General features: G+C 47.3%; 10 protein-coding genes. 7 read left to right on the top strand and 3 right to left on the bottom strand.

All coding sequences use genetic code 11. The features are described 5' to 3' along the window. Nucleotides 1-108: 108 nt before the first annotated feature. The 5 genes from MTP43_RS11170 to MTP43_RS11150 all read left to right on the top strand — a co-directional run bounded on the left by MTP43_RS11170 (nt 109) and on the right by MTP43_RS11150 (nt 6,093). Nucleotides 109-1,137 (top strand): hypothetical protein, encoded by a 1,029-nt coding sequence (locus MTP43_RS11170; protein ID WP_044959558.1) that lies wholly within the window; start codon nt 109-111, stop codon nt 1,135-1,137. A gap of 1,270 nt (nt 1,138-2,407) precedes the next feature. After that, a complete protein-coding gene (locus tag MTP43_RS11165) occupies nt 2,408-3,853 on the top strand; it encodes a hypothetical protein (RefSeq protein WP_223474613.1) in 1,446 nt (481 codons plus the stop codon). Nucleotides 3,854-3,958: 105 nt separating this feature from the next. Further along, a complete protein-coding gene (locus tag MTP43_RS11160; protein WP_080545278.1) occupies nt 3,959-4,447 on the top strand; it encodes a CHC2 zinc finger domain-containing protein in 489 nt (162 codons plus the stop codon). Continuing rightward, nucleotides 4,437-5,750 carry a DNA primase family protein gene (locus MTP43_RS11155; protein ID WP_005920590.1) on the top strand — a complete coding sequence of 438 codons (1,314 nt, stop codon included), beginning with the start codon at nt 4,437-4,439 and terminating at the stop codon, nt 5,748-5,750. Before MTP43_RS11160 ends, MTP43_RS11155 begins: the two co-directional genes overlap by 11 nt. A gap of 133 nt (nt 5,751-5,883) precedes the next feature. Then, nucleotides 5,884-6,093 carry a DUF6462 family protein gene (locus tag MTP43_RS11150; RefSeq protein WP_005920587.1) on the top strand — a complete coding sequence of 70 codons (210 nt, stop codon included), beginning with the start codon at nt 5,884-5,886 and terminating at the stop codon, nt 6,091-6,093. Nucleotides 6,094-6,188: 95 nt separating this feature from the next. On the opposite strand, the gene MTP43_RS11145 is transcribed toward MTP43_RS11150, so the two are convergent. Continuing rightward, nucleotides 6,189-7,070: an Abi family protein gene (locus MTP43_RS11145; protein ID WP_005920585.1), complete on the bottom strand. Its 882-nt coding sequence runs from the start codon at nt 7,068-7,070 to the stop codon at nt 6,189-6,191. Between the two features lie 221 nt (nt 7,071-7,291). Here MTP43_RS11145 and MTP43_RS11140 point away from each other — a divergent pair, with 221 nt between their 5' ends. Both MTP43_RS11140 and MTP43_RS11135 read left to right on the top strand, forming a co-directional pair. Further along, a complete protein-coding gene (locus MTP43_RS11140) occupies nt 7,292-7,462 on the top strand; it encodes a hypothetical protein (RefSeq protein WP_173014760.1) in 171 nt (56 codons plus the stop codon). Between the two features lie 36 nt (nt 7,463-7,498). Continuing rightward, nucleotides 7,499-8,734, top strand: coding sequence for a tyrosine-type recombinase/integrase (locus MTP43_RS11135; RefSeq protein WP_113620839.1), 1,236 nt, complete (start codon nt 7,499-7,501; stop codon nt 8,732-8,734). Nucleotides 8,735-9,333: 599 nt separating this feature from the next. Here MTP43_RS11135 and MTP43_RS11130 read toward each other — a convergent pair. Both MTP43_RS11130 and MTP43_RS11125 read right to left on the bottom strand, forming a co-directional pair. Next, a complete protein-coding gene (locus MTP43_RS11130; RefSeq protein WP_097785648.1) occupies nt 9,334-10,587 on the bottom strand; it encodes an ABC transporter permease subunit in 1,254 nt (417 codons plus the stop codon). Further along, nucleotides 10,584-11,465 carry an ABC transporter ATP-binding protein gene (locus tag MTP43_RS11125; RefSeq protein ID WP_097785649.1) on the bottom strand — a complete coding sequence of 294 codons (882 nt, stop codon included), beginning with the start codon at nt 11,463-11,465 and terminating at the stop codon, nt 10,584-10,586. The genes MTP43_RS11130 and MTP43_RS11125 overlap by 4 nt, the downstream gene beginning before the upstream one ends. Between the last annotated feature and the right edge of the window lie 8 nt (nt 11,466-11,473).

Raw genomic sequence — 11,473 nt, 5'->3', positions numbered from 1 at the left:
ATTTATGCCTAAGGCTCAAAATTGAACAATTAAGATTTCATTATGGAGGCTTTCCTAAACTTAGGAAACATCGGCCAAGATAACAGAGATCATTATTCAGGAGGATATATGGGACTGGATGACTACAATATTGAATCTAAAATCATATTGAGCCGTTTTTACAATAGAGTTAAGAAAAAGGCAAGGGGATCACGATGCTTATTATGTGGAAAGAAAACAGATGGATTTTGCAAATCACATTCAGTTCCACAATTTTCGCTCAAATATATCGCTGAAAGTGGAATGGTATTTCATCCGTCCATCTTTATGGATATCGAATCGCTTGATGTTGAAAAAGGAGTAATGAACTCTGGCATTTTTCAAAGAATTTGCCGTGAATGTGATGGACGTTTTTTTCAGGATTATGAAAATGAGCGTAATCTTCAGAAACATCTAACTGACAAGATTTTGGCTGAAATTTGTATAAAAAATGTTTTATACACCTTAGATGAAAAGATAGAAGAGAAAGCATTCTACTCGGAAATCATCAAAGAAATTGAGTTTAAGGCCGATTATGGTTATATTGAAAAAAGTGTCAACAATGCAATAAAGAAGTTTGAAGATGAACTTTGTTTCTATAAAAGCATTCTTCAATCTCCATCAGAGAACCCTTTTCGTATTATTTTTTATGAGGTGCTTCCATATAGAGTTCCCTTAGCGGCGCAATGTTTATTATCTCCGTCACATGATCTTTGGAATAACGAAATAAACGATTTAGCAGAAATTCACTCTGATAAGTTGCAGATTTTGCATTTGCTTGTTCTTCCTTTGAAAAGCACGAGTGTCATATTGCTTTTTTACCATAGTAAAGATGCGGTATACAGACAGCTTCAAAATCAATTTAACATTCTTTCGTATGAAAAGAAACTACAATATATCAACTATCTTATCTTTGCATACAGTTCCAATTACTTTATATCAAAAAGTATATCGTCTGAAATTCTCCAAAGCAAAAAATTACATGCGCTGGCTAAAGAGATTGATGGACGACCCAATTGGGGACAGATTACAATTGAAGATTTGATTTTTCATTCTTATATTCCAATAGAAATGGATGAAATTCCAAATTTTCTGACTAAGGAATTGGCAGCGGATTAATAAAGCAGACTAAAAAATCTATGAATTTAAATATTATCCTAATAAAATATCCACAGTGCTTGGAAAGTCGTGCAAAGCTATCCGCCATCCTGCGCGACTTGTACCCCAGCGAACGCCGAGAAATCAATATTGTTTTGGATATATCAAGGAACTCCCAATATCGACAATAACAGAATCACAGAAAAGCGTTGCATGATGGATTACTTTATTCTCGTGATTAACAAGGATGAACACATAACTTCATCTGAGTTCGCGTTAAACTACGATGGTGCTCGTTCGGATTGTGGAATGAAGGTGGACCTTTATAGCCTTTGCGGAAAATTAACGCGTGCAGCTTCCGATTACTATCACAGTAATAAAGAACTCTTCGAATTTTTTCAGTATCAGTTAATACAATAATACAGTCTCACCCAAGAGCGGCAAAGTTTCATTGCGAACTTTGCCGTTTTCCTTTTGCTCCAAATTTGTGAAATTTCCAAAACTGTATTCCAAAACAGCTCTGCGGATTCCTATTAGTGTAGGGGCTTTCAAAATCTTTTGTAAAACAGCTTTTCTCTGGTTCTATAAGTGGAAAATGAACAAAATCTATATTCTAAAATTAGTCAATTCAACAAAATTTTCAAAACTGTATTTCAAAATAGCCCTATAGATTCATATTGGTGTAAGAAGTTTTCCAAGCGAAATTTGAAAATTAGGTTGCCAAACACCCATTTTAGAATGCTATAGGTATAGGGACACGTTAGAATAGTGAATTTTCTTTGAACTTTCGCAAGACCCGGTTTAAAAACGCCCCTTTAAGTTTGTATAGGGTGTAGGGACTACTTTCAGAAACGAACCCCTTTGCATTTTGGAAAGTCCACAACTTCTTACAAAACAACATTGTACCTTGACAACAACATGATCGGCTGCAAGCCACTATGCTTTTTCGGAGAAGCGCCGCCACGACAAGAGCGCACCAAGAAGAAGCCATACGCCGGAGGAAATCGGGCAGGAACAGCTTGCGGGCAGACCGACACCGAAGAAGAACCGGGCAAGCTGGCAGAGAGGACTTCGCAAAGTTTTGTCTGTCAGGTTGTTCGGCGCAAGAGTGCAGAGAGGTGCGGGTCGCCTGCGGCGACCTCAAAAGGCCACTGGCCTTTTGAAGCACCGACCGAGCCGACAGGCGAGACCGGCTCTTTGCGCGGGTCAAGGGCGGCAGCCTTGCCCAGTGGATGTGATGCTGTGCGTCATATCCTACTGGGTATTATCTGGCGCATAGCAGGCGGCAGATTTGCAGCTTCGCTGCACCGCGTTGCCCCTACCCCGCGCACGGCGCTCTCTGCGTGACCCCAGAAAGGAGAGATGGTCGCTGAAACTGACCCGACACAATGGCCGCGCCGGAAAGCACGGCACTTATAACCCAAAGCACAATGACCGCAGTTTTGAAATTACCAACAGCGAGCATATCGACCCGGAACGTGTCCAGCAAAACATCTATTGGGATTGCTACAACGGCATCCGTTCTGCCTTGCAGCCCAAAGATGTGGATAGTCTGGCTGACACCTTTGAAGAAGTCGAAAAGCTCTACTACAAACTCCATTACACCAACTTTACCGAAAGACAGAATGAGCGCAACGCCAAAATCCGGCACACAGAACGAAACCGCTCCACCGAAGATTTGCTTGTCAGCAAGAAAACCTGCCCTGAAGAAAGCATCTATCAGCTTGGAACATTGGAAAGCCACGCTTCCCCGAAAGAGCTTTTTCAAATCGCCACAGAATTCATGGACAAGTTCCATGAGCGCTTTGGCAAGCACGTTCACATTCTGGATTGGGCGTTACATCTGGATGAGGGAACGCCGCACATCCACGAACGGCATGTGTTCGATTGCGAGAACAAATACGGCGAAACCGCACCCCAGCAAGAAAAGGCGTTGGAAGCACTTGGCTTTGAACTACCAAAGCCGGACAAGCCCCTTGGCCGTTATAACAACCGCAAGATCACATTCGATGCAGCCTGCCGCACGATGCTATTCGAGATTGCCAAACACCATGGTCTGGAACTGGACGAAGTGCCGGAATACGGCGGACGGGCTTATCTGGAAAAGCAGGACTATATCATGGCAAAGCAAAAAGAACAACTTGCTCAACAGGAAAAAGCCGTACAGGAACAGACCGCTCAGCTTGAAAATTTGAAACAAGAGAATGAGAAAGCACATCATCAGCAGGTTCGCCGTACAACCTATCAGTCCCTAGCACTTCTGAGCAACGATAAAAAAATTCAAAAGCAGGAAAAACAGTTAAGTGAACTTTCTCAGAAGATTGAAGATACCGAGAACTTGTTGGATGAGATTTCTGCGGTTGCCTACGACAAAGCTGTGGCTGTTGTTTCAGAAAACGCTGTGAACGATGCTTTGAAAGCAAGCACAGAACAGGTCGATATATATTTGGACTGGCTGAAAGAGCCGGGGCGAACGGCAAGCAAGGAAACATTGGACTACACCACATATCAAATCACAACGCTGCGAAAAAATATTATTGCAGCAGTAAACAGGATTACCGCAAGATTGACAACTGTCCTTATAAAGCCGGAAATCAAAAAACCTGCCATCGAGCAAATCAAAGAAAATACTCGTCCGTCTGTTCTACAAAAGCTGCATCGGCGGCAGGAAGAAATCAATCAGCGTGAGCAGACATACACCAAACCAAAGAAGCGCAGTCATGGCATAGAACTGTAAAGGAGGCCAACTTTCAAGAACAACAATTTATTTGAAATCGTAAAGCTGAATATCACCACCCGGCAGGCCGCAGAAGCCTATGGTTTTCGTCCAAACCGCAGCAGCATGATTTGCTGTCCATTCCATGCAGACCGTAATCCCAGCATGAAAGTGGATTTTCGGTTTCACTGCTTTGGCTGTGGAGCGGATGGCGATGTGATAGACTTCACCGCAAAACTGTTTCAACTTTCTTTGCGGCAGGCGGCTGAAAAGCTGGCTGCAGATTTTGGACTTTCTGCAACAGATAATTTTCAACCACTTCCCTGCAAGCCGGTGGAAAAACCGCTAAGTCCGAAAGAGCAATTCTACAAAATCCTGTGTGGCTATCGTTCTCTACTGGCAAATTGGCGCATGGCCTATGCACCCAAAAATCCAGAAGCATCCCTGCATCCTTGTTTTGTAGCAAGTCTACACTATGCAGACCGTGTGCAATATCTGCTGGATATTCTTTTGCGGGGAAGTCCAAATGAAAAGCAACAACTATTGAACGGAAAGGAAGTGACCGCCCTTGGAAAAGCAATCGAACGATGCAAGGAAACCGAAGATGCAGCATAGTGCACCCGCCCGAAACTGGGTGGGTGACAACGGGAAAATCATTGAACCATTGTTTGCAGACTACTTTTTGAGCCTGCACCCCATGCGCTGCTTTCAAGGCAGACTGTTCACGGTGGATGGCATGGTAGAGGATGAAGCTCCACTGAAGAAGGAAATCTATGAGCAAGTCCGCTATTACGCTACCACCAGCGTAGCACGGCGGATTGAACATATTGTGCAGGCGATTAAGTTGGCCTGTGCATCCGAACCACCGGAGATTCAGACAGACCGCATCCATGTCCGAAACGGCACATACTTTGTGGACGGTCACTTTACCCCTGAAAAAGAATACTGCATGAACCGACTGCCCATCTCCTATGTGCCAGAAGCACCAGCACCGACACGCTGGCTGCAATTTTTGAACGAACTGCTATACGAAGAAGATATTCCGGCCTTACAAGAATACATTGGCTATTGCCTGCTGCCTGTTACCAAAGCGCAGAAAATGCTGCTGATGGTCGGCAAGGGCGGCGAGGGAAAATCCAGAATCGGGCTGATCCTGCGAGAATTGTTCGGCAACAGTATGTACACGGGCAGTCTGCAAAAGGTAGAAACCAACCGCTTTGCTCGTGCAGGCTTGGAGTACAAGCTGCTTCTGGTAGACGATGACATGAAAACCGAGGCCCTGCCGCAGACCAACAACATCAAGACCCTTGTTACACTGGAAGATAAAATCGACATTGAGCGCAAAGGACAGCAGAGTGTGCAGGGTACGCTGTATGTTCGGTTTGCCTGCTTCGGAAACGGCAGTTTACACGCGCTCTATGACAAGTCCAACGGTTTCTATCGCCGCCAACTACTGCTCACCACCAAGGAAAAGCCTCTTGGCCGAGTGGACGATCCTTTCCTCATCGATAAGATGCGGAATGAAAAAGAGGGCATTTTGCTTTGGGCATTGGAGGGGCTGCATCGGCTGATTCAAAACAATTACCAATTTACTATCAGCGAACGCACCGCCGCGAATCTGAAAGAAGCGATGGAGCAGGGCAACAACATTCTGGGCTTTCTCAAATCTGAGGGCTACTTTGAAATTCGGAAGGGGGCCAAGTGCAAATCCACGGATTTCTATAAAGTCTATGAACGCTGGTGTCTGGATAACCTGGAAAAGCCGCTGGCTGCATCCACCTTTATCCACCATCTAAAAGACAATCAGAAAAGTCTGGGCATTGTCTATGATGATAAGTGCATCGGCACAAACCGGGGCTTTCACAATGTAGCCGTTGACCTGTTTTTACCCGTTGATGTTCCAAGTCCGTGGGATTAAAAATAAGAATCAACTTGAAAAAGCCCTGCTCAGCCTGCTCAGCCTGCTCACAGTGTGCAAAAAGTGCAGGATAAGCAGAGTGAGCAGGCAATTTTGAACTTACATCAAAAATAAAACATGGAGGGTTTTGCTTATGGGTTACGCCCGAAAGGACGTTGAAAGAACAAAAATGAACGCGAAAAAGTTTGTCCGCTATCAGGAAGGGGCTGAAAAATACAGTCTTGGTCTGACAAAATTTCAGGAGTTAGCAAAGGAAGCTAAAGCCGTTTATAAAATCGACAAGGTGGCGTTGGTCAACTGTGAGATTTTCGAGCGGTATCTGGAAACCTTCCGCATTGCATAAAAATAGGCCGGAGGAAAATCCCCCGGCCCCAGACCGCCCACAGTGTTGCGCTGCAGAGCAGCTCGTGGGAGAAGTCACCTTTATTCTATGCAAAATTAGAGCTTTTCTTTCCAGTCATCCCGGAAGCCGTAATAATCCATTCGCACAAACGGATATTTTTCCGTCAGAGCAATGACGGCTTCCTTCATTTCCGCAAAGTTCTCAGCAGGCAGAAGCCTTCTCATGACGAGGAAGAACCCAAAGAAATGCGCGTTATCCATCGTGCCATCCTCGCGGCGGATCAGCAACGCCTGTTCTTTCTTGTTGAGGGAAGGTTTTTGCTCAAAGAGACGATTGTAAATGCGACTTCCATGTGCGCAGAGATTGCGGATAATCGTCATGCTGTGCATATACTGCCCCAGAATTTCCGGGCCGCGATTCATGGTAAGCCCGAACTGATGGGCAATTGTTTCTTTGAGCGGACGTTCGGAAATGGAATACAGGAAAGAAATGTCGGAGATTGTCAGCAAATCAACGTAGGCCCAGAGCGGAATCTCTTGGTGCAGGTCGTTGATGAAGTGCTTTAAGTAGGCTTCGTGGGCCAGCCGCTGCCGCTTCTGCTGGTTGGCTTTGTCGACGATTTCCTTATGTTTTGCTTGATTGGAGAAATTTGCGGCATCCAGATAACCCAACGGCCCATACACTTTTGTAAATTCATAGGCATAGATGGACTTTATCTGTACCTCAATGGTTTCGATATGGTGCAGGATGATATGACGGAACTCATGGTCGAAATTGTAAATGTCTTCGATATTTTGGAACGTGGCAGACTTCGCAAAAACATCGTTCTTGCGGAGCGTCAGAGAATAGCCGCTGACACGGTAATAATTGTTCCGCAGCAGAAAATCCTTTGCTTCGGCTTCATCCTCGATGGTAAGGCCGCGTGAACGAAGAATCTCGATTTGTTCGTCTATCGTTTTGAAGTCCTTGTCTGCCATGAAAAATCTCCTTTATAAGCAAAACGCCCCCAAGTGTGCATACGCTATGCGCAGAGGCCTGGGGGAGTTGTTACCATTATAATAGCAAATCAAGGACGAAATGTCAATGAGCAGAGTGTGAACTTTCGATTTTTCGTAAAAATTTTCAAGAAGGGCTTTTTACAGCTTGACTTCCTGTCACACGGAAAGTATACTGGTACTGTGGAGGTATGAGAGCAGCTATGGCAAAGATGGGACGACCAAAATCCGAAAATGCAAAAAAGAAAACCTTGAGCATTCGGGTGGAGGATGCTCTGTATGAACGTATCTGCACTTATGCCGAACAACATCAACTGACTGTAACAGAAGTTGTCTTGCAGGGGCTGGACAAAGTTTTGTCCGACTTTGAATAGTATCAAGCCCTTCTTCTTTCGGGAAGGAGAATTGATATGGCAACGACACGAAAAGACCTGCGGGGGCGTACCCTGCGAAAAGGTGAGATGCAGCGCAGCTCCGATAAGCGATATGCGTATTCTTACACGGACCCGCTGGGGCGGCGCAAATACATCTACGCAAATGACCTTGTGACCCTTCGGGAGAAGGAAGCACGGTTCACCAAAGACCAGATGGACGGTCTGGATATTTACGTTGCAGGCAAAGCAACGGTCAACTTTGTGTTTGACCGCTACATGAGCCTAAAAACGAATCTACGCCAGACCACCCGGAGCAACTATCTTTATATGTATGACCGCTTCATCCGCGATACCTTCGGCAAGAAGAAAATTGCAGAGATTCGGTATTCGGATGTGCTGCAATTCTACAATTACCTGTTGGATAAGCAGGGCTTGCAGACGAACACGCTCGAAAGCGTTCATACGCTGCTACATCCCACCTTTCAGCTGGCGGTTCGGGATGAGATCGTCCGCAAGAATCCCACAGATGGTGTGATGGCAGAAATCAAGAAAAGTTCCGAGCAGACCACTGGTGTGCGTCATGCCCTGACGATTCCGCAGCAGCGGGCGTTCATGGAACATATCGCCAATCACCCGGTCTTCTGCCACTGGTGGCCGTTGTTCACGGTACTGCTGGGAACAGGCTGCCGCATTGGTGAAGCGTTGGGCTTGCGCTGGGATGATTTGGACTATGAGCGGCGCACTATCAGTATCAATCACAGTCTGGTCTATTACCCGGTGGGCGAAAGCTGCAATTCTGTTCTGCACATCTCGAAACCTAAAACGGAAGCAGGCGTTCGGACGATCCCTATGTTTGATACTGTGAAGGATGCCTTTGAAATGCTGCATGAGGAGCAGAAAGAATCCGGCTGGAACGATGTGGAGATTGATGGTATGACAGGCTTCATCTTCTGCAATCGTTTTGGTAACGTCCCGAATCCGCAATCTGTGAACCGCGCCATCAAGCGCATTATTGCAGACTACAACGCAGGCGAGGAAGTAGAAGCAAAGAAGCAGCATCGCGAAGCGGTTCTGCTGCCGGACTTTTCGGCACATCATCTGCGACACACGTTCTGCACAAGGCTTTGCGAAAAAGAGACCAACCTGAAGGTCATCCAATCGGTCATGGGGCATAAGGATATTCAGACCACGATGGACATTTATGCCGAGGCGACCGAGGAGAAAAAACAGGAATCATTTGAGCGTTTGGCTGCTACACTGGATATTTTTTGATAGCAAAAGAGGGCTCTTACTGAGCATTTTGTCTGACAGCAAAATTCTTCCAAGGACAGCAAATTGACAGCAAAACTACGAGAATGACGGCGAATCACGAAGGATTATAAATACCGGGAATGCAAGTAAAAACGCGATTGTGAAGCATCACGAAGCATTGTAAGCTGGTTCTGGAAAGTATCCCCACGATGAAGCCGATCGAGCAGTAAAACGCAAAAATAAAGCGCGGATACGGTGAAATTTAAAACGGATTTCAAACAACATCTGCGGTACTACACCACAACTACACCAATTTTGGGACGTTTTCCCGAAAAGGAGCCTTACAAAGCGGTGTGGTGTAAGAATTGAATAGGCGGATTGGTGTAGTAGGTACACTGAACCCGTAAAGACGAAAAAGGCAGGTACACTATGGAAACATGGTGTGCCTGCCTTTGTGCTTGTTATTGAAAGATAATACGAGAAAGTTGTGGAAAGAATGTTAGACCACGCATCAAATGTACATCAACAACCATGATTCATGGCAGGGAGCTTAGGACACAAAAGTTCATCCGATGCAGTTTTCTATGCATCCGATGAACTTTTTTCAGTAGCGTTTCCTCTTAAGTCACTTTGGTCTTTCGCAGATACCCCCATGCTGCCAATCCAACGAGCAGAACGATCTTGATCGGTGCCGATGCCAGCAGTACATCTGCCTGAAAGAAGGCATGCCCGCCTGCATAGAGAAAATCAAAGCCAATCATTTTATACAGTAATGCGTTGGAAAGCCCAATGCCCCCTGCCGGAATCAGGGTGGACAGCCATTCTCCAAAGGAGCCCGGCACGACCATATAAACAATCAGCGGTGCCACCACACTGATCAGCGCCACAGACAAAGCGGTCAGGTTGTTCTTGGCCCATACGGATGCCATCAGCACAAAGGCCACCTCCGCAAAGAAGATCAGGAAGTTTGCCACCAGCATGACCCACTCCATCTGGCCAACGGTATACGGCAGCAGGCTGGTCACAGAAAACAGCCATTGCACGGAAGTTTGGGTACTTTCCCAGCCAAATAGAGCATTCGTGACCAAGATCCACACCACGCCGCAGAGCAGATACGCCGCCCCTGTGATACTAAACGCCGCCGCCAGCTTTGCCGCTGCTAGCCGCAGACCGCCGTTTTTTGTGCACAGTTGGATGTCCTGCGCCCCGGTCTGTGCATCCGATGCAAACACCGGGGCCGCAATCACCGCGCACAGCAGGGTGAGCAGCAAGCTCAACAGGGTCTGGTAATCCATTGCGTCTGGACTGACCCCAAATGAATAGGTGAACGGTTTTTGTACAGCATCGAACTTTTTCTGTGCAATGGCCTGCGCCTGCTCATAGCCGGTCTTTCCGTCTTGTTCCAGCCAAATCACCGATTCCAGCCGTTTGGGGAGCTGGCTGTAAAAGTTCTGCATATCCTCTGCGGTCAGCCCCATCATGCCCGGTGCCATGCCGGTTTTCGGGTCGGCAAAGGCTTCCTTTGCGTTGTTCACAAGAGGCTGATACCGGGCAAGTTCTTTATAAAATACCTCGACCGGGATATCGTTGATGGAGCTTGCATCATACTGCCGGTACACCCGCTGATAGGCTTCCAGTGCTTCCTGCATGACATCCGGCGTGATGGTACCGGATACCTGCTGCTCCTGCCGTTTCCTGATTGCTTTCAGACCCGTGTAACTTACTTTGTTTCCGCTGGCATCCAGTTCCGTCCAGCCGATAAAGGTCACCGGCAGATATGCCATGACCACAGCCAGCACCAGCGCAATGGCCAGCAGAATCGCTGTCATACGGGTTTTGCACACACGTTTCAATTCCAAACGATACAGGTTCATTTTGCTTCCTCCATTTCCTCTGGGAAAAGCCACAGATACAGATCTTCCAGTCTGGGCTGTGCCGGGATGCTGTCCGGCAGCTGCGGTGCATCCGCCAGATACCGCAATGTTACCGTTCCGTCCGGCTCGTTGCGCAGGTTCACCACCCGCAGTCGGTGTTCCCACCGGGCAAGCTGTTCCATCGGGATATTTCCCTGCCAGACCTTGGTTTCGATCTGCTTTACCAGCCCTTCGGTGGTGTCCTGTGCAATGATTTTGCCAGCCTTCATCACGGCATTTTCGGCCGCAATGTATTCCACATCCGAAACGATATGCGTTGAAATGAGAACGATCCGTTCCTGCGCAAACTCCGACAGCAGATTGCGGAAGCGCACCCGTTCTCCGGGGTCCAGCCCTGCCGTAGGTTCATCTAAAATCAGAATTTCCGGGTCGTTGAGCAGTGCCTGTGCGATGCCTACCCGGCGCTTCATACCGCCGGAAAGCTTTATGATCTTTTTGCGGCGCACCTCAGTCAGGCTTACCCGCTCCAGCAGTGCGTCGATCTGCCGGGCAGCCTCTGTGCGCGGCAGACCCTTGAGCGCCGCCATATATTCCAGATAGTCCTGCACCGTGAATTCCGGGTAAAACCCGAATTCCTGCGGCAGATACCCCAGCTTTTCCCGGTAGGCCGCACCAAGCGTCCCAATCTCCACCCCATCGCACAAAATCCGGCCACTGCTGGGCCGCAGAATGCCCGCCAGCATCCGCATTAAGGTTGTTTTGCCTGCACCATTCGCCCCCAGCAGCCCCCACACACCCGGCGTGAGAGTGATGGACACATCATCCACCGCCGTTTTATCCCGGTATCGCTTTGTAATATTCTGAATTTTCAGTTCCATGACTTGTT

This window comes from Faecalibacterium sp. IP-1-18 (genome assembly GCF_023347355.1).
Lineage (GTDB): Bacteria > Bacillota > Clostridia > Oscillospirales > Ruminococcaceae > Faecalibacterium > Faecalibacterium prausnitzii.
The sequence above is the reverse complement of the archived record's forward strand: the minus strand, read 5'-3'. Positions and strand labels throughout refer to the sequence as shown.

Bases quoted from the DNA above. Each gene is read 5' to 3' on its own strand.
- MTP43_RS11140 (WP_173014760.1), top strand. From the start codon at position 7,292: ATGGCAAAGATGGGACGACCAAAATCCGAAAATGCAAAAAAGAAAACC.
- MTP43_RS11145 (WP_005920585.1), bottom strand. From the start codon at position 7,070: ATGGCAGACAAGGACTTCAAAACGATAGACGAACAAATCGAGATTCTT.
- MTP43_RS11125 (WP_097785649.1), bottom strand. From the start codon at position 11,465: ATGGAACTGAAAATTCAGAATATTACAAAGCGATACCGGGATAAAACG.
- MTP43_RS11155 (WP_005920590.1), top strand. From the start codon at position 4,437: ATGCAGCATAGTGCACCCGCCCGAAACTGGGTGGGTGACAACGGGAAA.
- MTP43_RS11135 (WP_113620839.1), top strand. From the start codon at position 7,499: ATGGCAACGACACGAAAAGACCTGCGGGGGCGTACCCTGCGAAAAGGT.
- MTP43_RS11130 (WP_097785648.1), bottom strand. From the start codon at position 10,587: ATGAACCTGTATCGTTTGGAATTGAAACGTGTGTGCAAAACCCGTATG.
- MTP43_RS11150 (WP_005920587.1), top strand. From the start codon at position 5,884: ATGGGTTACGCCCGAAAGGACGTTGAAAGAACAAAAATGAACGCGAAA.
- MTP43_RS11160 (WP_080545278.1), top strand. From the start codon at position 3,959: ATGATTTGCTGTCCATTCCATGCAGACCGTAATCCCAGCATGAAAGTG.
- MTP43_RS11170 (WP_044959558.1), top strand. From the start codon at position 109: ATGGGACTGGATGACTACAATATTGAATCTAAAATCATATTGAGCCGT.